Origin of the sequence: Pseudarthrobacter humi (assembly GCF_024294965.1) — a bacterium.
In the GTDB taxonomy this organism is placed as follows: Bacteria; Actinomycetota; Actinomycetes; order Actinomycetales; family Micrococcaceae; genus Arthrobacter; species Arthrobacter humi.
The window spans coordinates 229,708-253,820 of sequence record NZ_JANCLV010000007.1 but is presented as its reverse complement, the minus strand read 5'-3'; the positions used below and the strand labels follow the sequence as shown (position 1 = coordinate 253,820).

The following is a 24,113-nucleotide window of genomic DNA, read 5'->3' as shown; positions in this document are numbered from 1 at the left end:
TAGCGTGGGGGAAACGCCCGGTCCCATTCCGAACCCGGAAGCTAAGACCCACAGCGCCGATGGTACTGCACCCGGGAGGGTGTGGGAGAGTAGGTCACCGCCGGAACATCATTACAGGTCGAGAGCCCCCCAACCACCAGGTTGGGGGGCACTCCCATTTAACGGCCCCTCACGGCCCAAACACACAGCTGCAGAGCCGCGTAGAGTTGGCGTCCATGGATAACCTTTTCAGCCACGCGGACGACGCCCTCCCCGCTTCAGTTGAGCCCGCAGAGAACCTTGAACCTGTCATCTGCACTGTCACAGTGCCGGGGCCGGTGGCGCAGGCGTTCGCCGGCTTCACGGATCACACGCACTTGTGGTGGCCGCTGGATTCACACGGTGTGTACGGCGCAGGATCTTACGTTGAGTTTGAGGAGAACCTCATCGTGGAGACAGCTGACGACGGCAGGACCGCCGTCTGGGGTTCCATAGATGACTGGCAGCCGCCGCTCTCCTTCCACGCGTCCTGGCATCCCGGGACCACGGCTATCTGGTCCACCGAGCTGCGGGTCGCGTTCAGGGCCGTGGAATCCGGGACCGAGCTGCGCCTGGTCCACAACGGCTGGGAAGGTGCGGAGGATCCTGCCGGAGCCCGCGCCGACTATGCTGCCGGCTGGCCGAAGGTGCTGGACCGCTTCGTGAGGTTCATGGGCGGGGAAGCTTAGGCCTGACGGCCGGCCGTGGATAGCAGTTTGGGGCGGACCCAGCTCAGGATGGGCTGAGGGGCCCGGTCAGGTCGACGGGACGGCCGTGCTGTTCCGGACGAGGAACTCCGTAGGGTACTCCCGGTCGGTGGCCGCTGCTGACGGTGGCGTGCCCTTGTCAGGCCGCTTCGCGCCGGCGTCGAGTGTTTCCAACAGCATGCGGGCCGCCAGGGCGCCCTGGCCGCGCGCATCCTGGTTGATGGTGGTCAGCCCAAAGACTTCGCCGAGTTCGTGTCCGTCCATGCCGATTACGGAGAGATCCTGTGGCACGCGCAGGCCGAAGTCGCGTGCGGCGAGGATGGCGCCGATGGCCATCTCATCGGAGGCGGCAAAAACTGCTGTGGGCCGCCCGGCCGCGGAGGCCAGGAGATGGCGGGCACTGGCGTAGGCGCCCTGGATGGTGAAGTCCGCGGACACGACCCATTCGGGGCGGATAGCACGCCCCGCGGCCTGCATGGCTGCCTCAAAGCCGGCGCGGCGTATCCCCGGCAGTTTGAAGTCCTGGTTCAGTTCGGCCTCGCCGGTGATGTGTGCGATCCGGGTGTGGCCCAGCCCGAGGAGGTGCTCGGTGGCTGTCCGAGCGAGGCGGGCGTCATCAATCCTGATGGTGGAGGCACCGGCCAGGGCGCCGCCGATGCCGACGATCGGGCGGTGGATTGCCAGGAGCTGGTTGATTTCGGTCTCGCTCAGGACCAGTGCCACCGCGATGACCGCATCCAGCCGCTTACGGAGCAGGAAGTCGTTCAGGACGCTGTGGCGGCGTTCCGGGCGGTCACCCACGTTGTACAGGGTGAGGTCGTATCCGGCATCGAGCAAGGTGCCGGACACGCCCTCCACCACGGACGAGAAGTACCAGCGGTGGATGGACGGGACCACCAGCCCCACGTTGTGGTTGCGGCCTGAAGCGAGGCTGGACGCGTGGTAGGACGGGACGAAGCCCAGTTCGTCGGCTGCCGCCTTTGCCAGCTGCCGGCTCTTGGCCGACACGTTCGCCTTGCCGCTGAGCGCCCGTGACACAGTGGCGATCGACAGCCCGGCGCGGTCGGCAACGTCCTTGATGCCTGCAAGTCCCACTATGCCGCGTCGCCTCCGCCAATCCGCAGCCACGCCGTTTCCCCGGACGCCAGGAAGCGGGTTGCGTCAGAGTCAGAGCCAGAGTCAGAGCCAGAGTCAGAGCCAGAGTCAGAGCCAGAGTCAGAGCCAGAGCCAGAGCCGGCGCTGCGGACGAGGACGCTGCCTGCCGGCATCTCCAGCGGTTCGTGGTTGAGGTTCATGAGCACCAGCGTATCGCCGTTCAGGTACGCCAGGGACGAAACGCTGCACCAGTCCTCGGCCCAAGCCAGTGACCCGCGGCCCAAACCCAGTTCGCGGCGCAGCGCCAGCATGTTCCGGTACAGGGAAAGATGCGAGGACGGCGAGGCGGCCTGTGCGTCCCGTGCCAGGTCCGCGAAGCTCGCGGGCAAGGGAAGCCAGGGATCCTGGCCGGAGCCAAAGCCCAGGTGCCGTTCTGTGCTGCGCCACGGGAGGGGAACCCGGCAGCCGTCGCGGCCCAGCCGGGCCCCTCCGGTGCGTGCGAACGTGGGATCCTGCCGCAGGTGCTCCGGAATATCGATGCCGTCCGGCAGCCCAAGCTCCTCACCCTGGTAGAGGTAGGCGGCCCCGGGCAGTCCCAGCATAAACAGGGAGGCGGCGGCTGCACGCCGACGGCCCAGGGCTGCATCCGGCTGCGGATCGGCCGCACCGATACCGTCGCCATCGCGCGGACCGGGCCCGTTGTAACCAAAGCGGCTGGAATGCCGGACCACGTCGTGGTTGGAGAGCACCCACGTGCTGGGGGCACCTACCGCGTCCAGGGCAGTCAGCGAGTCCGTAATGACACTGCGCATCCGGTACACGTCCAGCCCGGCGTGCAGGTAGGGGAAGTTGAAGGCCTGGTGCATTTCATCGGACCGGACCCAGTCGGCGAGGCGGGGGAGTGGGTCAACATTGGCTTCGGCACACAGAATGCGGTCCGGCCCGTACCCGTCCAGGATCAGGCGCCAGGCGCGAAAGATGTCGTGCAGGGCCGGCTGGCCGAACATCGGAGCCTCGTGGCCGGGGAAGCCGTCCGAGCTGCCGCCGTCGGCCCGGCCGCCCCAGGCGGGCAGGCCCGGGGCCTTGACCAAAGCGTGGGCGACGTCCACCCGGAAGCCGGAGACCCCACGGTCCAGCCAGAAACGGAGCACGCGTTCGAATTCGGCGTGCACGGCCGGGTTGTCCCAGTTGAAGTCCGGCTGGGAGGAATCAAACAGGTGCAGGTACCACTGGTCCGGCTGGCCGTCCGGCCCCGCGACCCGGGTCCAGGCCGGACCGCCGAAATGGGACTGCCAGTTGTTGGGCGGTTCGTGGCCTTCAGGCCCGGTCCCGTCCCGGAAGATGAACATGTCGCGCTCCGGGCTCCCTGCAGGGGAGGCGAGGGCTGCCTGGAAAGCAACGTGCTGGTCCGAGCAGTGGTTGGGAACCAGGTCCACGATGACCCGCAGCCCCAGACGGTTTGCCTCGGCAATCATGACGTCGAAGTCACCCAGGGTGCCGAAGATCGGATCCACGTCGCAGTAATCGCTGACGTCATAGCCGGCGTCGCGCTGCGGGGATGTGTAGAAGGGGGACAGCCAGACGGCGTCCACATCCAGTTCGGCCAGTTGCGGAAGTTCCGCGGTTATCCCGGCGAGATCGCCGATGCCGTCGCCGTTGAGGTCCCGGAAGGAGCGCGGGTACACCTGGTAGATGACGGCCGAGCGCCACCAGCCGGGGGCGTTGTCGGCATCGTGGATGAGGGTCAGCGGACCTGCCAGCGGAGCTGCGGTGGCGATCACGGAATCAACAGACATGCTCATCAGCCTAGTTGAGCAGCGTCATGAAATGGAAACGCTTCCAGTAGGTATTTGCTGATGCAATTCGGTTTTCTAGGAGAAATGTGGCTGACCTGTGGAAACGCTTGCAGCGGCCCGGGATTGTGACGCGTTTGCGACGTCGTGGCCCGCCCTAGACTGGGGAGAACGACAACGACGACGAACGGGAGGCTGCGTGGGCAGCTTGGTTGAAGAGCTGGTGGGCGCCATCGGCTCGGGACGGGTCAGTACCGAAGAGGAACTCCTCGCGAGGTATGCCGTGGACCAGGCCCCCATCATGGATTTCCAGCTCCCCGAAGCGGTGGTCTTCGCCGGGTCTGTGAAGGACGTGCAGGCCGTGGTCAGGCTGTGTGCGGCCCTCAACGTCGCCGTCGTGGCCCGCGGAGCCGGAACAGGCGTGTCCGGCGGTGCGCACGCGAGCAGGAACTGCGTAGTCCTGTCACTGGAACGGATGAACCGCATTCTTGAGCTCAACCCTGACGACGAGACCGCCGTCGTCGAACCCGGCGTGATCAACGCGGACCTCAACGAGGCCGCCGCAGCGCATGGCCTGATGTACGCGCCGGATCCGGCGAGCTTCCGTTCCTCCACGATCGGCGGCAACGTTGCCACGAATGCCGGGGGACTGCGCTGCGCCAAGTACGGCGTCACCCGCGACTCGGTACTGGCGTTGGATGTCGTCCTGGCCGACGGGTCCCTCATCCACACCGGCCACCAGACATTCAAGGGCGTGGCGGGCTACGACCTGACGGGACTGTTTGTGGGCTCTGAGGGCACTCTGGGGATCGTGGTGGGGGCGACCGTCCGGCTCAAGTACCTGCCTCGTGACGTGCACACCATCGCCGCGTTCTACCCGGACTTCAGGCAGGCCGCTGCCGGCGTCCTGGCGGTGGGCCGGGCCCGCGTGCAGCCGGCCATCATGGAACTGCTCGACGGCGGGACGCTGGCCCAGCTGGACGATCTCCACGGCTCCGACCTGAGCTCCCGCGGCCGTTCGCTGCTCCTGATCCAGACCGACGGGTTCGGGGCGGCGGCGGAGGCCGACGTCGTGCGTTCCGTCCTAGCCGCCGGCGGGGCAACGGTGAGCACGGAATCCACGGCGGAAGCCGAGCAGCTCGTGGAGCTCCGCCGGAACAGCCGGGGCGTGGAAGTGGATGACGAATACCGGGTGGGCGAGGACGTGGCCGTGCCGCGCTCACGCCTGGTGGATTACGTGGCGGCGTTGGAAGACCTCGCGGCAACACATGGTGTAAGCCTGAAGGTGGTGGCGCATGCGGGCGACGGCAACCTGCATCCCACGTTCTGGATCGACCGCCAGGGCAGCGCCGTGGACGCTGACGCCATGGCCCGGCTGAACCTTGCCCTGGACGCCTCCATCGAGGCTGCCCTCGAAATGGGCGGCACCATCACCGGGGAGCACGGGATCGGGCAGTACAAACTGCGCTGGCTGGGCCTGGAGCAGCCGGAACCCGTCAGGGAGCTCCAGCGCAGGATCAAGGAACTCTTTGACCCTGCCGGCATCCTGAACCCGGGCAAGGCCATCTAAAAGCCGACACCAGCTACCTAGCTGGGGGTGTGTTAACACGGCCGTGCTGCCACCGCGGCCCGGCCCGGCACGGCACCGGCTCCCGGTGTCGTCAGTCGTCAGTCGTCGACGTCAGGGTACTCTTCGATGGATTCGTCGGCGCCATAGCGGGAGGACTCCTCGGTTTCCACTTCGAGGATCTTCAGCATCGCAGTATCCGGGTTAAGCATGATGGCGGCTTCGTCCCGGCGGTGGCGCAGGACGGAGTCGATGTAGGACTGCACTGCCTCGGCGAGCGGAATGTGGCGGGCCTGCTCCTCGGACATGTACCAGCGGTGCTCCAACACCTCGTGGACCGCCTCCGCCGGTTCCAGCTTGCGGGACAGGTCGCGGGGGATCGAACGCACGATGGGTTCGAAGACCTGGCTGACCCAGAGGTGCGCGCTGTATTCCTCGTCCATCCCCGGGTTGTTGTCCGCCCGGAAGGAGTCCATGTCATTGAGCAGGCGCCGTGCCTGGTTCTCCTGGGCGTCCAGTCCGGTCAGCCGCAGCAGCCGGCGCTGGTGGTGTCCGGCATCGACCACCTTGGGCTGGAGCTGGATGGTGGACCCGTTCTGGGTGGTCTTGATGGCGTATTCCTCGACGTCGAACCCGAGCTCGTTGAGTCTCCGGATCCGGGCGGCCACGCGCCAGCGTTCGCCGATTTCGAAGGATTCCTTCTCCGTCAGTTCCGTCCACAGGCGCCGGTAGCTCTCCATGATGAGTTCGCTGGTGGCCACAGGGTCCACCTTTTCCTCGATCAGGCCGCCGTCCAGAAGGTCCATCAGCTCGCCGGCGATGTTGACCCGGGCAATCTCGAGATCGTACTCTCGCTGGCCGGTGGAAAGATCGGGATACAGCTCGCCGGTTTCGGCGTCCACCAGGTAGGCGGCGAACGCGCCCGCGTCACGGCGGAAGAGCGTATTGGAGAGCGAGACGTCGCCCCAATAGAAGCCGATGAGGTGCAGCCGTACCATCAGCAGGGCCTGGGCATCGATGAGCCTCGTCAGCGTGTCCTTGCGCAGCATCTGCGAAAACAGGGCCCGGTACGGCATGGAGAACTTCAGGTGGCGGGTGACCAGCACGGGGTTCAGCGGCCGCCCATCCAGGGTGGTCCGGCCTGTGATAACTGCTACCGGGACAACGCACGGGACGTCCAGGCGGGCCAGCTTTCGGAGCATGTGGTACTCGTGGCGGGCCACATGCTCGGACGTTTCCTTGATGGCGATGACGGAGCCGCCCAGGTGCGCGAAACGCACAATGTGCCGCGAGATGCCGCGGGGGAGCGCTGCCAGGTTCTCGGCCGGCCAGTCCTCCAGGGCGATGTGCCAGGGCAGGTCCAGGAGTTCGGGATCCGCGGACGCCGCCGTGATGTTCAGCGAGCTGGAAGCGGAAAGGACCTTGTCATCCTTGGCGCTCGCTGCCTCGAACCGCGGCAATTTGCCGACCTGCGCGTAGTCCGTGGGCTCGTCGTGCCACTGTGCACTGTTTTCGTCGGTCATGGATCAATTCTTTCGTACAGAGGGCGGCTGGCCTAAACACCGGGCTTAAACGCCGACGGCGGCCCATCCAGTCAGGAGGGCCGCCGTCGGTTAGATCTCGGCGCCGGTGGGGACTAGTCGCCCAGGCGCAGACCGGTCTTGGAGTCGAACAGGTGCACGTGGCCCGACTGCGGACGGACGTAGATGGTGTCGCCCTTCAGCGGGGGGCGGCGGCCGTCGACGCGTGCGACGATGTCGTGGTCCTTGCCGTCCAGCGTCGTGTGGCCGTAGACGTAGGCGTCGGCACCGAGTTCTTCAACAACGTCGACCTCGACCTGGAGACCCTCACCGTGAGAGGCCTGCTCAAGGTCCTCGGGGCGGCTGCCCAGGGTGACGGTGCTGCCGTGGGCCTCTTCGAGGATGTTGCGCGGCACGGGGTAAACCGTTCCGCCGAACTGGACGCCGCCGTCGACCACGGGCAGTTCGAGCAGGTTCATGGCGGGGGAGCCGATGAAGCCGGCAACAAAGACGTTCTTGGGCTTGTCGTAGAGGTTGCGCGGGGTGTCAACCTGCATCAGCAGGCCGTCCTTCAGCACAGCCACGCGGTCGCCCATGGTCATGGCCTCGACCTGGTCGTGGGTGACGTAAACGGTGGTGACGCCGAGGCGGCGGGTCAGGGATGCGATCTGCGTACGCGTCTGGACGCGGAGCTTGGCGTCCAGGTTGGAAAGCGGCTCATCCATGAGGAACACCTGCGGGTTACGCACGATTGCGCGGCCCATGGCAACGCGCTGGCGCTGGCCACCGGAGAGTGCCTTCGGCTTGCGGTCCAGGTACGGCTCGAGGTCAAGAAGCTTGGCGGCCTCACGGACACGCTCGGCGCGCTCTTCCTTGGAGACGCCGGCGATCTTCAGCGCGAAGCCCATGTTGTCTGCAACCGTCATGTGCGGGTACAGCGCGTAGTTCTGGAAAACCATCGCGATGTCGCGGTCCTTCGGCGGAACATCGGTGACATCGCGGTCGCCAATAAGAATCCGGCCGGCGTTGACGTCCTCAAGGCCTGCAAGCATGCGCAGGGAGGTGGACTTACCGCAACCGGAGGGTCCTACGAGGACCAGAAATTCGCCATCGGCGATTTCGATGTTGAGCTTGTCAACAGCGGGCTTCTCTGTGCCCGGGTACAGACGCGTAGCGTTATCAAAAGTAACTGTAGCCACAGTTATCAATCCCTTCACCGGCAGGTACGTGCCGGACGATCCGTTGTGAATGGTTCATGTAATTCAGTTATCCACGGCATTGCAGCCGTGTACTCCCCGGCCGAAGCCGAGGAGTATCACGTGACGCCGCACGGTTCCTGTGCGCCACATCACAACCTAGAGTATGTCAGACGATTGGCGTATTGGTGCAAATGTTACGGAGGTCACATGTGAGGTTGGACATGTCCCCGACGTTCAGTCACTGCCGGGCTCTTCTTCGGCCACCACCAGGCTTCGTTCCTGCAGGAGCGCTTCGAGCAGTTCTGCCACGAGGGCCGGTGCTTCCACCCGGAACTCGGCCTGGGTGAAGTCCAGACCCACCTTGACGCCCACATCGCCGGATTCCAGGCGTGCCAGGGCGTCCTCGTCCGTGACGTCGTCGCCGGCGAAGAGGACCGCAGTGGCCCCGGTGATCTGGCGCAGGAACGTCAGGCCCTCGCCCTTGGAGGCGTTGACTACCGATGTTTCCAGGACGCGTTTGCCGTCCTTCAGGAAAACGCCCTTGCGGTCCTGGAGCACGGAACGGGCCGCGGCCACCGCGTCCTCGGCAACATCGTCCGTGGCCAGCCGGGTATGCAGGACCACGCCTGCTGGCTTGTCCTCGAGGAGCGTGCCCGGTGCCTGCTCAACGATTTCTTCGAGGACACTGCGGACTTCGGCCAGCAGCCGGCGCTGGGCTTCATCGAGCGTCAGCTCCGCGGAGCCGGGGCCCAGCCATGCCTCGGCGCCGTGGCTGCCGATCAGCAGCGTGTTCACGGGGGGCGAGGCGACCGCACGCAGGCTGGCGAGGGCCCTGCCTGAGAGGAGTGCCGTCGTCGTGCGTGGAAGCGCGGCGAGTCCGGCGAAAGCGGCGGCCGAGCGCGGAAGCGGGCGGGCGTCGCCGGCGCGGTCAACCAGCGGGGAAATGGTGCCGTCGAAGTCCAGGGCCACCAGCAGGTGTTCCGTCTGGGCGATGCGCCGGGCGGCCTGCCGGAGTTCGGGGGACAAGGTGAGCGGGCCCTTGGCGGGCCGGGCGTCAGGAGTCATCGCGCACAACTTTCTCGTTCAGGGCGGCCAGGAAGTCAGCTGACCAGTGGTCGACGTCGTGTTCCAGGATCTGCTTGCGCATGGACCGCATGCGGCGCGCGGCATCTTTGGGCGGCAAATCGACGGCCCGCATGATGGTGTCCTTGAGGCCGTCGATATCGTGCGGGTTCATCAGCAGCGCCTGCTTGAGCTGGTCCGCGGCGCCGGCGAACTCGCTGAGGACCAGCGCGCCGTCATTGTCCTTGCGGGCGGTGACGTATTCCTTGGCCACGAGGTTCATGCCGTCCCGCAGTGCCGTCACGAGCATGACGTCGGCGGCGAGGTACAGCGCCACCATCTCCTCCACGGGGTAGCTGTGGTGCAGGTAGCGGACCGCCGTGTTCTGGATGGTGTCGTAGGTGCCGTTGATGTGGCCGACGGTGCCTTCGATTTCCTCGCGCAGGAGGCGGTACTGCTCAACCCGTTCGCGGCTGGGGCTGGCAACCTGGATCAGCGTTGCGTCGCCGACCGTCAGCTTGCCTTCGTTCAGGAGTTCCTCGAACGCCTTGAGCCGGTGCCGGATGCCCTTGGTGTAGTCGAGCCGGTCCACGCCCAGGAGGATGGTCTTGGGGTTGCCGAGATCCTGGCGGATCTGGCGTGCACGCTCGATGATCTCGGGGTTGTGGGCCAGCTCGTTGATCTGGGCTACGTCGATGGAGATGGGGAAGGCCTGGGCCCTGGCGATGTGCGTGATTTCGCCGTCCTTACCCTTCACATGCACCTGCTGCTGCTTGACGCTGGCGCCGAGGAACCGGCGGGCGGAGCGCATGAAGTTGCCGGCGTCGCTGGGGCGCTGGAAGCCCACGAGGTCTGCACCCATTAGGCCGTCAATGATGGCATGGCGCCACGGCAGCTGGGCGAAGATTTCCGGCGGGGGGAAGGGGATGTGGTTGAAGAACCCGATCCGCAGGTCCGGCCGCGCTTGGCGCAGCAGCCGCGGCACCAGCTGCAGCTGGTAGTCCTGCACCCACACTGTGGCGCCCTGGCCGGCATGGCGTACGACGGCGTCGGCGAACCTTTGGTTGACCCTGCGGTAGGCGTCCCACCAGGTTCTGTGGAACTCCGGCGGGGCGATGACGTCATGGTAGAGGGGCCATAGGGTGGCGTTGGAGAAACCCTCGTAGTAGAGCTCAACGTCGTCGTTGCTCAGCTGGACGGGCACGAGGTCCATGCCGCCGTGGCTGAAAGGATCGACGGTTTCGTCGGGGGCGCCGTGCCAACCTACCCACGCGCCGTCGGTCTTGGTCATCATGGGGGCCAGTGCTGTCACCAGGCCGCCGGGGGAACGGCGCCAGCCGGAGCCGTCGTCGCCGCTCTCACCTGGCGCGCAGCGGTCAACAGGCAGCCTGTTGGAGACAACCATAAAATCGTACGTGGCGGCCGTGCTGTGGCTGCTCCCGGCGGCGCCGGTTGCAGGTACAGCTGTTGGTTTTTCTTGGACGGGTGTTTGCATTGCGGCCCCCTGGGGTTGCTTGTGCCTTTAAGCCACCTTAATAGGATGGAATCTTCGGGGCTATTCGTCCGTTGGTTATTCGGGCGGAATAGTTGAAAGCGCAAGCTCTCAGATTTGTCCCCTAAAATGGTGGAGTCGCCACAGAGTGGTCCCCCTATGTCGATCGACCCAAGGAACACATGAGCCCCGCAAATGAAATACGTAAGTCCAAGGCTGAGCGAACCTCGGAGGCGCGCGAGAAGGCACGCCTGATCCGTGAGGCGCAGCTGGCGAAGGACAAGCGCAACAAGCTGCTGATCGGCTGGGGCATTGTGGTGGCCGTGGTGGCCATCCTGGTGGTAGTGGGTCTCGTGGTGACCACAACGATGCGGCAGAACGCCCCCATCGCCGACCAGGGGCCGACACCGGCCAACGGAAACGCCAACGGTGGCATCACCTTGCTGGCCAATACCGACGTCGCGAAGCTGGAGGCAGCCACCGTTGACGCAGCCTCCGTGGGGGAGCCCCCGAAAACCGCGCCGGCTGAAGTGGTTGCCCCCGGCGCCGCAGCTGAGGCCGGAAAGCCGGTCAAGGTGGTCCTGTACGTTGACTTCATCTGCCCGGTTTGCAAGAACTTCGAGGCACAATACAACGAGCAGCTGACGACGCTGCGGAACGAGGGCAAAATCACGGTGGAATACCGGGCGCTCGGGTTCCTGGACAACCGGTCCTCCACGAACTACTCGTCCCGTGCAGCCAACGCCGCCGCGTGTGTTGTGAACGAGTCTCCGGAGAAGTACGCGGAGTTTGTGGACTCGCTGTTCGCCAACCAGCCTGCCGAAGGCACCGCCGGACTATCCGACGACAGGCTCAAGACCATGGCCACGGACATCGGCGCCAAGAACATTGACACCTGCATCGACGAGAAGACCTACCGCCCGTACGTGAAGTTCACAACCAAGCAGGCCGCGGCGATCGGCGTCACCGGCACGCCCACGGTGTTTGTGGACGGCCAGCAGTGGGGCAAGGGTGCCAGTGCGCAGACCCCGTTCCCTGACTTCCTGCAGGCAGCGATCACCGCGAAGGGCTAAAGTCCTTCCACCCAGGGGACCTGCTTCCGGATCGATTCCGGGAGCAGGTCCTTTGTTTTGGCTCCGGTTCGCCCTTGCCGGCGTTTTTACGAGCGGGCGGACTTGGGCTAACCTTATCTAGCGCCTTGCGGCGCACGCCCCTCGGGGCGCGCCTCCTTAGCTCAGTTGGCCAGAGCACCGCTCTTGTAAAGCGGGGGTCGTCGGTTCGAATCCGACAGGAGGCTCCAGTTGTGGCTTTGACCTGCGGTTTTAGTCGGGACCCCATGGCGCGCAGGACCAGATTTTGTGCAGGATCTGGAACGTTTATGTCGGTTCCAACCCGTCCGCAGGGCTAGTAAATGGGCCTGACCTGCGGTTTAAGTGCAGATGCCGCTTACGCAGAGCGGGCGGATAAATTAGGAAGTAAGGGGCGGATCTTCGGTTCGAATTCCCTGGCCGAGAAAATTGGAGCTGACCTGCAGATTTACTTCCCTTGGCTGCCCGGAGGAGACCCATTCCGCTCAGGACTCACCCTTTACTCACCCTAGTTAGGGAGCGAAAGCTGCTCGATGTTGCCCTGCACACGGTCTGGCAATCGGTTGCGCCGCAAGCTGTGGTCAAAAGCGATAAGAAGCCGGCAGCACGTGGCACCGAAAATCCGATACTGAACCCTATGCCAGTAGCCGTCCCCCGTGTAAGTCGTCGTATGGTGAAAAGGCTGCCTGAAACCCTGGCGTGAATTGTCCCAGCGCCTACGACAGCAGCCAAAGTAGACATGCCTTTCTTGAACGCAGCCAGTAGCCGTCCATGGTCGACACATCCAGTAATTCGCGAGGACCTACTGTTTGAAGGCGGCGTCGAAGGAGGTGTTGGAGGGTGTGTAGTCGTAGTTCTTCAGGTTGGCGAGGGCTTCGGGGGCGCCGTGGAGCCGGTCCATGCCGGCGTCTTCCCATTCGACGGAGATGGGTCCGGTGTAGCCGATCGCGGCCAGGGCGCGGAAGGATGATTCCCAGGGGACGTCGCCGCGGCCGGCGGAGACGAAGTCCCAGCCCCGGCGCGGGTCACCCCACGGCAGGTGCGAGCCCATGACGGTGTTCCGGCCGGTGGGGCGTAGCTTGGTGTCCTTGCAGTCCACGTGGTAGATCCGGTCCTTGAAGTCCCAGATGAACGAGACGGGGTCGATGCCCTGCCACATGAAGTGGGAGGGGTCCCAGTTCAGGCCGAACGCTTCACGGTGGCCGATCGCTTCGAGCGTGCGGACGGTGGTCCAGTAGTCGTAGGCGATCTCGCTCGGGTGGACTTCGTGGGCGAACCGGACCCCGCATTCGTCGAAGACGTCCAGGATGGGGTTCCAGCGGTCCGCGAAGTCCTGGTAGCCGGCCTCGATCACGGAGACGGGGACGGGCGGGAACATGGCCACATACTGCCAGATCGAGGAGCCGGTAAATCCGACGACGGTGTCCACGCCGAGGGCTTTGGCCAGCCGGGCGGTGTGCTTCATTTCCTCGGCGGCGCGTTGGCGGACACCCTCGGGATCCCCGTCGCCCCAGACCTTCGCGCCCACGATCGCTTCGTGGCGGAAATCGATGGGGTCATCGCACACGGCCTGGCCCTTGAGGTGGTTGGAGATGGCCCAGACCTTGAGGTTGTACTTCTCCAGGACGGCGAGTTTGGACTCGACGTAGCCGGGTTCGTCCCAGCGCCAGGCATCCAGATGGTCCCCGGACACGGCGATTTCCAGGCCGTCGTAGCCCCAGCCGGAAGCCAGCTTGGCGACTTCCTCGAAGGGGAGGTCGGCCCACTGGCCAGTGAACAGGGTATAGGGGCGGGGCATGTCAGGCTCCTTGGGGTCGGCAGGCATCAGGTGAGCGGCGTGAGGGGGGTTACGGCGAACGGTACTGCCAAGAGCGGTTCCACTCCCTTCACGAACTTCTTTACATGGTCTTCCTTGTTATGGGCTTCGAGATCCTCTTTACGAGCCCAGCCTTCGAAGAGGACGAAGGTGCCGGGTCGCTGTCCGTCGGAGAAAACGGTGTATTCCAGGCATCCTGGGTCGTTCCGGCTTAGCTTCTGCAGAGCGTGGAGGGCTTTTTGGAGGTTGTCTTCGTGCCCTGCTTTGGCGATGAAGACCGGCATTAGCCAGACTTCTGCCGCCTCCTGGCGGGTTGGGAGGGGATGGGGCATTTCATCTTTCTTGGTGATGGTCCTGTCCGGGAGGGACGGTTTTTGCCGTCCCTCCCGGACTAGGTCAAGCGGTGATCTGCGGAACTTCGACCCATGACTCTTTCGCGGCGGATTCGACGATTGCGTCGTCGATGAGGGCGACCTGGTAGCCGTCTGCGAAGTTGGGGCTTACGCTGCCGCCTTCTGAGATGGCCTTGAAGAAGTCGTAGGCTTCGATGATCTTCGTTTCGCCGTATCCGATGCCGAGGGCAGGGATAGGCCAAAGTCCTTCTCCGTAGGGGTGTGCGGGCCCGGTGTAAACCGTTCGGAATCCCCGGCGGTCATCGGGGTCTGAAGCGAAGCAGACCTGCAGTTCATCGCGCCGCTCGTAGTTGAACACGATGCTGCCTTCGGTTCCGTGGATTTCGAAGGTGATGTAGTTGTTCCGGCCGTGGGCGTTGCGGGTTGCTTCCACGGAACCCACGGCACCGTTGGCAAAGCGGATCATAGTCATGACTTCGTCGTCCACGTCAACCTGGCCACGGGGGCCTTCTCCGCCCCGTACCGTGCCAAGCGCGTCAGCACCTCCGGTTTGGAGCGGCCGCTCGGGGATCCAGGTAGATAGTAAGGCATTGACGGCGCTGAACTCGCCGACCAGGTACCTTGCCATGTCAATGACGTGGGTTGCGATGTCGCCGAGGGCACCCGAACCTGCGATGGATTTCTGGAAGCGCCAGGACAACGGGGAATTGGGGTCCGCGCTCCAGTCTTGCAGGTAGGTGCCACGGAAGTTGAGGATTTGTCCGATTGCCCCTTCTTCGATGTATTTCTTTGCCAGCGCGACTGCGGGTGTGCGCCGGTAGTTGAAGGCGACCATGTGGACGATGTTTTTGTCTTTGACAGCGTCGTACATCGCTTTGGATTCCTCGCCCGTACGCGCCAAGGGCTTTTCACAGATGATGTGCTTGCCTGCTTCGGCGGCGGCGATGGCAATTTCGGCGTGGAGGTGGTTGGGCGTGGCGATGTCGACGACGTGGATGTCTGGATCTTCGATGATGCTGCGCCAGTCTGCGGTGGAGTTCTCGAAACCGAAGCGGCGGGCCGCTTCCGCAGCGAGATCCGGGTTGGCTTCAGCGATGACTTTGCGGACTGGGAGTGCCGGTGCAGGCCAAAAGTACATAGGCATAGCGGCGTAGGCCAGGGAGTGAGCCTTGCCCATGAAGCCGCCTCCGATGAGGCCAACGTTGAGGTTTTGCATGTGTATCTTGTTCCTTCCGGAAGGCGGGGCAGTTGCGGTCTATGGCAGCCCCTGCGGTTGAAAAACTAGTTAGAGAGGAGCTTTTCCAGGTATTTCTTGCTCAGTTCTGCTGCGGCTCGGGGGTCGCCGTCGTAGTTGTCGAGTTCGACCATTAGCCAGCTGTCGTATCCGCTTTCGCGGATTGCGGCGATGATGTCGGGAAAGTCGAGCTCGCCCTGTCCCAGTGGCAGGAAATTGAAAGGGTCCTTCTGAAAGTCCTTGAGGTGGACGTGCCGGATCCTGTCTGGGTACTTCCGGATGACTGCGGCCGGGTCCGCCCCGCCGGCTGCAAGGTGTGCGGTGTCCGGGCAGAAGCCGATTCGGGTGAGCGGCATCAGCCTGTCCAGTTCTTCCGGGCTTTCGACGATGGTGCTCAGGTGCGGGTGGTAGCTTGCCGACAGGCCGAAGCTTTCCGCGATGTCCGTTACCCTGTCAAGAGCCTCACCGAGGCGTTGGTAGTCTTCGTCGGTGGTGCCGGCCGCGCGGCGTGCTCCGCCTCCTACTACAAGCCGTTCTGCTCCAAAGTTGGCAGCCAATTCGGCGGCACGGTGGATCCGGTGCAGCTCGTCGGGAAGTATGTCGGCGTAGATAAAGTTCGCCCCGGTGTAGACGCTTGCGAGTTCGACTCCGGCGGTACCCAGAATTTCCTTGAGTTCTTCGGGCTTCTCCGCGTATTCCGCGAGGTTGCCGTCAAACATTTCCACACCCTGGTAGCCGACCGATGCGATGTCCTGGATTGCGTCCCGCATAGACCCGTGGGTCATGTAGAAAAGGTCCTTGACGCTCGTCACGCCCTGCGGGTGGCCAACGACGCCGCCCCAGGTGATGGAACAGTATCCAAGTTTCATTGCTTTTGCCTTTCAGCTGCGGAGGAAGACTTGAGTAATTCGAATGGGGCGTCAGTGCCGGAAACATCGACCCACGTTTGCTGCGCAGCGGAGGCAACCACTGCATCGGTAATGAGGGCTGCGCGCAGGCCGTCCCGGAACGTGGGCAGGCCTTCGGGCGTCAGCCCCTGGATAGCTGCGTATACGTCGGCGACGAAGGAGTTGAAGCTGTCCTGGTATCCCTGGGGGTGGCCCGGTGGGAGTTTGGCGTACCGCCGGCCGCCAGGAGTTGTTAGCGTTTGCGGGCCGACGGCGATTTCGGAGCTGGACTCTGTAGTGCCCACGTGCAGGGTGTCCGGCCGCTCCTGGTTGAAGCTGAATGACGCTTCGGTTCCGTCAAAGGAGAACCACAGGCGGTTTTTGCGGCCGGGGCTGACCTGGCTGACCACCAGGGATCCTGTGGCACCCTTGTCCGTCTCGAACAGGAGCGTGGCGCCGTCCTCGGTAGCAACGGAGGACAACCGCCCGCCGGTTTTGCGTTGGTCGTATGCCCGGCTGGTCTTCGCCACAAGCCTGGTGATTCTGTGTCCGGTGGTGAACTCCATCAGGTCACACCAGTGCACGCCGATGTCACCGAACGCCCTGGAGGCTCCTCCGATCGTTGAATCGACCCGCCAGTTCGTGGCTTCCGCGCCGACCAGCCAATCCTGTAGGTAGGAACCGTGCAGGAGCCAGAGCCGGCCGGCGTCGCCGCGGAGGATACGGTCGCGGGCCTCGCGGACGGCCGGATAGAACCGGTAGACGAACGGGACGCCGGTGACGACACCTGCCCGATCGGCGAGGTCCGTCAGTTCCCGGGCGTCCTCAACGCTGGTGGCGAGGGGCTTCTCGCAGACAACCGGTTTCCCTGCTGCGATGGCCTTGCGTGCGAGGTCGGCATGAGTCGCGTTCGGGGTGCAGATGTGGATGACATCCACATCTGCACGTGCGATCAGTGCTTCAGGAGATTCAGCTGCGGTTCGGGCGCCGAGCGCGGATGCCGAGGCTTCGGCGGAAGCCAGGCTGCTCCCGGCGACTGCAATGACTTCACCGCCTGCTGCGCGTACCGCGTGGGCGTGGACAGAACCCATAAACCCTGTTCCGATAATTCCTGCTCGTAGTTCGAGGGTCACGGTTGCTACTTCTTCCGGGCCATAGCGACGGCCAGGATGATGATGGCGCCGCGGACAACCTGCTGCTGGCTGCTGTCCAGCCCGGCGAGGATCAGCCCGTTGTTGATCAGGCCGATCAGCAGGGCGCCGAAGAGGGTGCCGATGATGGAGCCGAACCCGCCGAAGAGGCTGGTTCCACCCAGGATGACGGCGGCGATGGCAGAGAGTTCGTCTCCCGACCCCCACTGGAACCGTCCGGACTGGAGGCGGCCGGCGTAGAGCATGCCGGCGACGCTTGCCGCCACGGCCGAGATAAGGAGCACCTGGAATTTGATGCGCTTGGTGTTGATGCCGGTGAAGTCCGCGGCATTGCGGTTGCCTCCCGTGGCCAGGACCTGGCGGCCGAACCGGGTGCGGTTCAGTACGACGGCGCCGATGGCAACAAAGATGGCACTCCAGACCACCAGCCCCGGAACGGGGCCGAAGTTGCCGGATCCGAACAGCATGTTGAATGTGTCGTTCAGGATCGGCTGGGGCGCCGAGGCTGTGATCCATTGGGCGACGCCGACCGCTATCCCCAGCATGCCGAGCGTCACCAGGAAGGACGGGATGCCGAGGAGGCTAACAAGCGCGCCATTGATTGATCCGACCACGAGCCCGACGGCGAGGCCTGCGAGGATGCCTGGAACCAGTCCCCACTGGGACAGCGCCATCGCGGTGCAGACACTGGAGAGGCCAGCCACGGATCCGACGCTCAGGTCGATCTCCGCGCATGCGATCACGTAGGTCATGCCGACGGCGATGACGGTGATGGTGGCCGTCTGCCGGAAGATGTTCAGCAGATTGTTAGGCGACAGGAAGCCCTGGTCGCGCAGCAGGATGGCGAAGAAAATGAAGACGACGACGAAGCCGATGTAGATGACGTAGCGCCGCCAGTCGAGTTCTTTCAGGACGGTGCCGAAATTGCGGGCCGCGGTGTCCCGGGGCGCGATGGTGTTTGCCTTGCTCACTGTTCAGACTCCCTGGACTGCAAGTTGGAGATATTCCTCGTCAGCGATCTCGCTGCGGGGAATGTCGCGGATGATGGAGCCGTCCTTGAGGACGAGGACGCGGTCGCTGACCGCGAGTAGTTCGGGGTACTCGGAGGAGATGACGATGACGGCTTTGCCGGCACTTGCCAGCTCACGGATCATGTCCAGGATTTCGCTTTTGGTGCCGATGTCCACGCCGGCCGTGGGCTCGTCCAGGATCAGGATGTCCGGATCGGTGCCCAGCCACTTGGCGATAACCACCTTCTGCTGGTTGCCGCCCGAGAGGAGCCGCACCGGGCGGTTGGGGTGGGCCACCTTGACTGCGAACCTCTTGATCAGTGAAGAGGACAATTCCTTGCCCTTGGCGCCGTCCAGGAGGGGCCCCCGCTGGATCTGCCCGAGCAGCGGCAGGAGCAGGTTGTCTTGGACGGAGTGCTCCAGGACGAGGCCTTGGGCCCTGCGGTCCTCCGGAATGAGGGCGACGCCTGCGTTGATGGCCTGCTGTGGCGAGGCAAGGTTGACCTTCTTGCCCCGCAGGAGGACGTCACCGTTGTCCACTTTGTCAATGCCAAAGAGGGCACGGGCGAGCTCGGTGCGTCCGCTGCCCATCAGCCCGGCCAGGCCGAGGATTTCGCCGGGCCGGAGCGTGAAGGAAATGTCCCGCACCCGGTTCCCGGCATTAAGGCCGCGGACTTCCAGCAGCGGCGCGCCATCGTGGGCCACATGATCCCGCGCACGGTAGGAAAGCTGGCCTTCGATCTTCTTGCCAACAATGCCTTCAACGATCTGCTCGGGAGTGACATCCGTCAGAGGCGCGGTGAGGAGGTGGCGGCCATCGCGAAGGATGGTGATCCGATCCGCTAGCCGATACACCTCGTCCATGCGGTGCGAGATGTAGATGATCGAGATGCCGCGCTGCTTGAGCCGGTCGATCAGTTCGAAGAGCGCTTCGGACTCGTGCCGGGCCAGGCTGGCAGTGGGTTCGTCCATGATCAGGACCTGGGCGTTCTGGGCGAGGGCCTTGGCGATCTCGGTCAGCTGCCAGTATGCAGTCCCGAGCCGGGAGACCTGCGCGCGGGGGTCGACGTCGACCTCCATCTCAGAGAAGACCTCCCTGGCCCGTTTCACCGCGGCACGGTCATCGATGAGCCCGCCCCTGCCGAGCGGTTCGGCCGCGAGGAAGATGTTCTGTGCAACGGTCAGGCTCGGTACCAGGCTGAATTCCTGGAAGACCATCCCGATCCCGGCGGCCTTTGCGTCCTGGATCGAGTTGATCGCGGCTGGCTTCCCGCCTATGAGGATCTCTCCAGCGTCTGCTTGGTAGACGCCCTGGAGGATCTTCATGAGCGTGGACTTCCCGGCGCCGTTGCCGCCGGCGAGTGCGTGGACCTCGCCCTTCCGGACGTCGAAGCCGACGTCCTTCAGCACGGAAACGCCGTTGAAGCCCTTGGAGATCGAGCGCATTTCGACGACATTGTCTGCGGTGTTCATGGTTGCCCTTTCGGAGTGGCGCGGGGGTGGGAACCCCCGCGCCGTCGGGTCTTGGCTACTGCTTGTAGGAGTCCTGGATATCCTTCGGGGCGTCCTCGTGGTAGACCTGTTTCCAGGCTTCCAGGACGTTGGAGTGGTCCACCGGAAGGGCGCTCAGCGCCACGTAGGCGGGCGCTTCCTTTCCGATGAGCGCACCGGCAGCCAGCCGTGCCTCTGTAACACCTTGGTCGAACGGAACCTGCGCTCCGAGGCCGACGACGAGTTCGTCCTTGGCCAGGGCGATGGCGACATTCTTGCCGAGGTCCTCCGTGGCAATCTTGAGGTCCGGGCGGCCCGCGGCACGGGCCGCAGCCATGACACCCTCTGCGGGAACGTCCCAGACGGCCCAGATGCCCGCGAGGTCAGGGTACTTGCTCAGCATGGCGTTGGCAGCAGCCTGCGCGTCTCCAGCGAAGTCCGGGCCGGCGATCCCCTTTTCCTCAACGATCTGGATGTCCGGGTATTCCTTCGTGATGGTTTCCTTGAATCCGTTGTAGCGCTGCTTGGTCACAAAGAAGTCGGCCTGGTGGAAGACGAGTCCGATCTTCCCCTTGCCCCCGAGCGCCTTTGCCATCTGGTGCGCAGAAACGACGCCGTTGCCATAGTTGTCAGCGGAAACAACCGAGACGTAGTCCTTGCCGGCGGTCAGGCCCTGGGGGATGTTGTCCATGAAGACGAGCTTCGTGCCGGCGTCCGCAGCTTTCTTGTATGCGGAGGCGGTGGCCACGGGGTCCGTGGGGATGGAAACGATGATGTCCGGATCCTGCGTCATGACAGTCTCGATGTCCGAGACCTGCTTGTCCGGCTTGAAGTTCGCGTCGGTTGTGGCGATGACCTTGATGCCGAGCTTCTCAAATTCGCTCTTAAGTCCGTTCACTTGGGCCGTGGCCCAGTCATTGCCGCCATAGTGCATCACGATTGCGGCTTTGGCGTTGAGGCCCTTCACCTTTGCGATCTCTTCGGGAGTCAGATCCGCGACGGACGCTGGCGAGGGCGTCTCGCCGTTGGGGCCCTTGCTCAGGACCTGCCCCTTGATCTTTTCAAGGGCCTGCTGGGCCTTTTCTGACACCCCGGCGTCGGGGGCGTTTGATGTGGCCGTTGTTGAACTGCTGCAGGAAGCGACAGAAAGTGACAGGGCTGCGGCCAGGGCCACGATGGGAAGCCTGCGGATCATCATTGTTCTCCAGTGCTTTTGGGTGGATGGATGGGGTGGATGCCTGCGAAGGATCAGGCGAGCGCTACTGCCAGGGCAGGGGGAACCGGCGAGAGGACGAGTCCGCCGGCTGCCGAGGCTGTGCGTAGAGCGGCGGCTTTGTCTGAAGCTCTTAGGAGCGCCTCTGCATGCACCTTGTCGACGAAAAGGCCCAAGGAACAGGGCCCTTGATGGGCTTGGACCCACCGCACCGCTTCTCCTGCGGCTTTAGCCATTTCCCCGCCCGATAGGGCCATCGGGCCGTCAATGGTGGACACGGACGCGGGTGCGCCGGAGTTGTCCACAGAAACAACCAGGCTGGCCCAGAGGAGGTTGCCGTCGAAGATTCCGACGACGGCCGAGGAACCGGCGGAGACGAAGGTGCGGACAGCGGCCGCGAGATCGTTGGGCGCCGTATCCCTCAGGAGCTCTTCCAAATTGGCCCACTGTGCCGGGTCAACATTCCGAAGCCCAGCGCTGGGATCGAGCGCGAGTGCGTAGACGATGCTGTCAGCCATCCCGCTCCTTTCTTCATTGAATGCGCTACCTCCGTAAGCGTTTACGAAGTTTACGTAAACGTTTACGGACATAATCGTAAACGTTTACGGCGGAAGGTGTCAAGCATCACAGGAAGAGATTTTTCGGGCCCGTTGGGCATCGCGTCGACGTAAGATTGAAAACGAACGGAACCCATTGGTTCGGTCCGGGAGGTGGCAAGACGGGAGAGAACGTGGCAGGCATGGCGGTTCCCCGTGAGGCGAACGAGAAGCTACGGGATGCCCCGATGCGCCGGAAGCCCACTATCAACGATGTGGCCCAGGTGGCCGGAGTCTCTTTCGGAACAGTCTCCCGGGTACTCAATGACGCACCGGACGTGAGCGCGGCAACGCGCCAGCGGGTTTTGCAGGTCATCAAGGACATCGGTTACCGCCGGAACAGGGCAGCCACCGCGCTGGTCACCAGCCGGTCGACTTCCATCGGCATCCTCTCCGACGGCTCCCCGCGGTTCGGCCCGGTGGGGACGCTCATGGCCCTCGAAAACGTCGCCCGCAAGAAGGGCTACGCCACAACCGTCATCAGTGTCGAACGCCCCGACGAAGAGTCCGTGCAGGCAGCCCTGGATACCTTGGACGATACCGGCGTGGGGGGAATCATTGTCATTGCGCCTCTGGTGGAGATGGCAGCGGCCCTCTGGAGTGCGTCATTCCGCGTGCCAGTGGAGATGATCGCGGCCGGAGCATCATCGACCCCAAACATCTTCACATATTCGGAAAACCAGGAACTCGGGGCGCGGCTGGCCACCCAGCACCTCATCGACCTGGGCCACACGGATATCGCCCACCTCGCCGGCTCTATGGACTGGTTCGACGGACGGGTGCGCAAACGCGGCTGGGAGGCCACGCTCCGCGACGCCGGGCTCAGGCCCGGGCTGTGCCTGGAGGGTGACTGGAGCCCCCGGTGGGCCTACGAGACCGGCCTCCGGCTCGTCCGGGAAAATAGGGTCCCCCAGGCCATCTTCGCCGCCAGCGACCACACCGCCCTCGGGCTCATACGCGCCTTCGCCGAAAACGGGATCCGGGTACCGGAGGATGTGAGTGTGGTCGGTTTCGACGACGTCGAGGGATCAGATTATTTCCTGCCGCCCCTGACCACTGTGCGCCAGGACTTCACCGCATTGGCGCTCATGAGCATGGAAGTGCTTATCGGGGCCATGGAGGGCCGGGAGGTAGACCGCACTCCGATCGCACCGACACTTGTTGTGCGCAACAGCTCCACCCGCGCAACATCCCACCACACCCATCCACCAAAAGACACATGAGCTGCCTCTAAACAATAGAGCCGGCCAGTACCTATGGTCCTGTTCGGCTGCCCTCTAGCAGGAACCAACGCCCAACGGACGGGTCCGTGGTGATTGCCGCTGCCGGGCAGGTACCGGTTACCTCGCGAGGACGTCGACCTTGAGGGGGGCGCAGGTGATAACGAGCCAGCTGAAGCCCTCGGCTGCGGCGAAGGCAAGTCCGCTTTCCGGGAGGACTTCAAGGAAATCCTCCTGGACCTTGTCACCAAACAGCATGTACGCCCTGGCGCTGTTGTCTCGTTTAGACATCCAGCCGATGCCATCAAACCCTGCGGTGTGGGCTGCGTGGGCCCATTTGCGCGTCTGGGGATAGTTCTCCATCGGGGTGTCGGTGAGCTGGGTGGCTTCGATGCCGAGGGCGCGGAGGCCCAATCCGAAAAATTCTGCGATCCGGAGTTGCCGCTTCAGCTTCAGCCCAGCCAAGACACTGTTGGCGTAGATGCTGCGGGGCAGCGTCGCCGGAGCCCTAATCGGGACATCATGCAGCAGGGTCTCAGCCAAAGCAGCTTCCCGGGTTTCGGCGAGGTAGAGGACCGGGACCATCGGGTCGCCGAAGAAGTGGACTCGGCCAACGCCCCTCGGCCCGGGGTTGAACTGGTTGGATCGGAACTGGTTGGAGTGAATGCGCTGGAGGACGGTGCCAGGGGCCAGGATTCCGAGGCGTGGCTCGAGGGGGTTGGGTGGCTCCGGGGTAGCCGGCCAGGCGACCGTCACCATATAGCCCCGAAGTGGGCCTCAGCTGCGGCGAGCAATTGCTCCCGGTCGTTGAGATGGTCCACCGGTCGGTGCTGGTCTGCGAATGCCGATGATGGAGCTGCCATCCACAGGACCAGGTCTTCGTCCGGGACGTCGAGATCGCGGGTGAGCGCCAGTAGTTCCGGAATGACCGGCAGGACGGTGCCGCGCTGCAAGTCGAATTGGAACTTCGGATAGCGGATCGCTTGGCGGCGAGCATAACCGAGCAGTCTGCCGGCGGCTCGCTGCGACGACGCGAAGTTCCGGTTGGTGACTTTGGCGCCGAGGAAAGCTGCCGTCTCAGTGCTGCTCATCGAAGGCAGTTCGTTCTCGATCCGCCGCCACCAGTTCTCCTCCGCCTGTAAACTGCGGACGAGTTCAGGAGACGGCGTTTCTGGGTTGGACGCAATCGCGGCCCCCAAGGCCGAGATGCTTTTGGCTTCGCTAAGGGCCCGTTTCAGGATCCACACATCAACACCGGCGAGACCGGGGGATTCTTTCAGCGTTGAGGACGGGGAGGCTTTGGCTGAGATAGAGCTGCCTGCAGCACTCCGGTAAGCCGCTTTCGCTTTCTTCTTCCGGATCACGTCCCGCCGCGAGGTGACCATTTCTTCTCCTGATTAATGACGGTTATTACAATCCACTCTAGCGCGTGCACTGTCATCCGTGAAGAATCAGGTAGTCGAAGAATCAGGTAGTCACTGACGCCGCTCACATCACAAGTCAGTCCGCGGGGGACTATTGCAGTCGGCATAACCATCGAGCGTCACAACCGGTAGCGGGACAATGTCCACTCATCTATGAATACTGCATACCGAACGCCG

General features: G+C 64.0%; 21 protein-coding genes, 1 tRNA gene and 1 rRNA gene. 6 read left to right on the top strand and 17 right to left on the bottom strand.

The window, feature by feature from the left end; all coding sequences use genetic code 11:
- Nucleotides 1-106: ribosomal RNA gene (rrf, locus tag NFC73_RS12650) — 5S ribosomal RNA — on the top strand; the annotation flags it as partial.
- 109 nt (nt 107-215) lie between these two features.
- A complete protein-coding gene (locus NFC73_RS12645) occupies nt 216-707 on the top strand; it encodes an SRPBCC domain-containing protein (protein WP_254750692.1) in 492 nt (163 codons plus the stop codon).
- Nucleotides 708-773: 66 nt separating this feature from the next.
- On the opposite strand, the gene NFC73_RS12640 is transcribed toward NFC73_RS12645, so the two are convergent.
- Together NFC73_RS12640 and NFC73_RS12635 are read right to left on the bottom strand one after the other, a co-directional pair.
- A complete protein-coding gene (locus NFC73_RS12640; RefSeq protein ID WP_254750690.1) occupies nt 774-1,820 on the bottom strand; it encodes a LacI family DNA-binding transcriptional regulator in 1,047 nt (348 codons plus the stop codon).
- Complete coding sequence (locus NFC73_RS12635; RefSeq protein WP_254750688.1) at nt 1,820-3,616, bottom strand: glycoside hydrolase family 13 protein; 1,797 nt, start codon at nt 3,614-3,616, stop codon at nt 1,820-1,822. Before NFC73_RS12635 ends, NFC73_RS12640 begins: the two co-directional genes overlap by 1 nt.
- A 196-nt stretch (nt 3,617-3,812) precedes the next feature.
- Here NFC73_RS12635 and NFC73_RS12630 point away from each other — a divergent pair, with 196 nt between their 5' ends.
- Complete coding sequence (locus NFC73_RS12630) at nt 3,813-5,183, top strand: FAD-binding oxidoreductase (protein ID WP_254750686.1); 1,371 nt, start codon at nt 3,813-3,815, stop codon at nt 5,181-5,183.
- A 98-nt stretch (nt 5,184-5,281) separates the two neighbouring features.
- On the opposite strand, the gene NFC73_RS12625 is transcribed toward NFC73_RS12630, so the two are convergent.
- The 4 genes from NFC73_RS12625 to NFC73_RS12610 all read right to left on the bottom strand — a co-directional run bounded on the left by NFC73_RS12625 (nt 5,282) and on the right by NFC73_RS12610 (nt 10,456).
- Nucleotides 5,282-6,703, bottom strand: coding sequence for a DUF4032 domain-containing protein (locus NFC73_RS12625; protein ID WP_254750684.1), 1,422 nt, complete (start codon nt 6,701-6,703; stop codon nt 5,282-5,284).
- Between the two features lie 113 nt (nt 6,704-6,816).
- The gene (locus NFC73_RS12620) at nt 6,817-7,899 is read right to left on the bottom strand and encodes an ABC transporter ATP-binding protein (RefSeq protein WP_254750682.1); all 1,083 of its coding nucleotides are present in this window, start codon (nt 7,897-7,899) and stop codon (nt 6,817-6,819) included.
- 234 nt (nt 7,900-8,133) lie between these two features.
- A complete protein-coding gene (otsB, locus tag NFC73_RS12615) occupies nt 8,134-8,964 on the bottom strand; it encodes a trehalose-phosphatase (protein ID WP_254750680.1) in 831 nt (276 codons plus the stop codon).
- Nucleotides 8,954-10,456 (bottom strand): alpha,alpha-trehalose-phosphate synthase (UDP-forming), encoded by a 1,503-nt coding sequence (locus NFC73_RS12610; RefSeq protein ID WP_254750678.1) that lies wholly within the window; start codon nt 10,454-10,456, stop codon nt 8,954-8,956. The genes otsB and NFC73_RS12610 overlap by 11 nt, the downstream gene beginning before the upstream one ends.
- 179 nt (nt 10,457-10,635) lie before the next feature.
- Between NFC73_RS12610 and NFC73_RS12605 the strand changes: the two genes are divergently transcribed.
- Nucleotides 10,636-11,526 (top strand): DsbA family protein, encoded by an 891-nt coding sequence (locus NFC73_RS12605; protein ID WP_254750676.1) that lies wholly within the window; start codon nt 10,636-10,638, stop codon nt 11,524-11,526.
- A 150-nt stretch (nt 11,527-11,676) separates the two neighbouring features.
- Nucleotides 11,677-11,753: transfer RNA gene (locus NFC73_RS12600), tRNA-Thr, on the top strand.
- 590 nt (nt 11,754-12,343) lie between these two features.
- On the opposite strand, the gene NFC73_RS12595 is transcribed toward NFC73_RS12600, so the two are convergent.
- The 9 genes from NFC73_RS12595 to NFC73_RS12555 form a co-directional block, all read right to left on the bottom strand.
- On the bottom strand, nt 12,344-13,339 hold the full coding sequence (locus NFC73_RS12595) for a sugar phosphate isomerase/epimerase family protein (RefSeq protein WP_254750674.1): 996 nt from the start codon (nt 13,337-13,339) through the stop codon (nt 12,344-12,346).
- A gap of 26 nt (nt 13,340-13,365) precedes the next feature.
- Nucleotides 13,366-13,689, bottom strand: coding sequence for a putative quinol monooxygenase (locus tag NFC73_RS12590; protein ID WP_254750672.1), 324 nt, complete (start codon nt 13,687-13,689; stop codon nt 13,366-13,368).
- 64 nt (nt 13,690-13,753) lie between these two features.
- On the bottom strand, nt 13,754-14,926 hold the full coding sequence (locus NFC73_RS12585; RefSeq protein ID WP_254750670.1) for a levoglucosan dehydrogenase: 1,173 nt from the start codon (nt 14,924-14,926) through the stop codon (nt 13,754-13,756).
- Nucleotides 14,927-14,991: 65 nt separating this feature from the next.
- Nucleotides 14,992-15,813 (bottom strand): sugar phosphate isomerase/epimerase family protein, encoded by an 822-nt coding sequence (locus NFC73_RS12580; protein WP_254750668.1) that lies wholly within the window; start codon nt 15,811-15,813, stop codon nt 14,992-14,994.
- The gene (locus NFC73_RS12575; protein ID WP_254750666.1) at nt 15,810-16,964 is read right to left on the bottom strand and encodes a Gfo/Idh/MocA family protein; all 1,155 of its coding nucleotides are present in this window, start codon (nt 16,962-16,964) and stop codon (nt 15,810-15,812) included. Before NFC73_RS12575 ends, NFC73_RS12580 begins: the two co-directional genes overlap by 4 nt.
- A gap of 5 nt (nt 16,965-16,969) precedes the next feature.
- A complete protein-coding gene (locus tag NFC73_RS12570; RefSeq protein WP_254750664.1) occupies nt 16,970-17,953 on the bottom strand; it encodes an ABC transporter permease in 984 nt (327 codons plus the stop codon).
- A 3-nt stretch (nt 17,954-17,956) separates the two neighbouring features.
- Nucleotides 17,957-19,465 (bottom strand): sugar ABC transporter ATP-binding protein, encoded by a 1,509-nt coding sequence (locus NFC73_RS12565; protein ID WP_254750662.1) that lies wholly within the window; start codon nt 19,463-19,465, stop codon nt 17,957-17,959.
- A 55-nt stretch (nt 19,466-19,520) separates the two neighbouring features.
- Nucleotides 19,521-20,681 carry a substrate-binding domain-containing protein gene (locus tag NFC73_RS12560; RefSeq protein ID WP_254750660.1) on the bottom strand — a complete coding sequence of 387 codons (1,161 nt, stop codon included), beginning with the start codon at nt 20,679-20,681 and terminating at the stop codon, nt 19,521-19,523.
- A 50-nt stretch (nt 20,682-20,731) separates the two neighbouring features.
- Complete coding sequence (locus tag NFC73_RS12555; RefSeq protein WP_254750658.1) at nt 20,732-21,214, bottom strand: hypothetical protein; 483 nt, start codon at nt 21,212-21,214, stop codon at nt 20,732-20,734.
- A gap of 221 nt (nt 21,215-21,435) precedes the next feature.
- Between NFC73_RS12555 and NFC73_RS12550 the strand changes: the two genes are divergently transcribed.
- Nucleotides 21,436-22,515, top strand: a complete 1,080-nt coding sequence (locus NFC73_RS12550; protein ID WP_254750656.1) for a LacI family DNA-binding transcriptional regulator — start codon at nt 21,436-21,438, stop codon at nt 22,513-22,515.
- 117 nt (nt 22,516-22,632) lie between these two features.
- On the opposite strand, the gene NFC73_RS12545 is transcribed toward NFC73_RS12550, so the two are convergent.
- Together NFC73_RS12545 and NFC73_RS12540 are read right to left on the bottom strand one after the other, a co-directional pair.
- The gene (locus tag NFC73_RS12545; RefSeq protein WP_254750654.1) at nt 22,633-23,268 is read right to left on the bottom strand and encodes an RES family NAD+ phosphorylase; all 636 of its coding nucleotides are present in this window, start codon (nt 23,266-23,268) and stop codon (nt 22,633-22,635) included.
- A complete protein-coding gene (locus NFC73_RS12540; RefSeq protein ID WP_254750652.1) occupies nt 23,265-23,897 on the bottom strand; it encodes a hypothetical protein in 633 nt (210 codons plus the stop codon). Before NFC73_RS12540 ends, NFC73_RS12545 begins: the two co-directional genes overlap by 4 nt.
- Between the last annotated feature and the right edge of the window lie 216 nt (nt 23,898-24,113).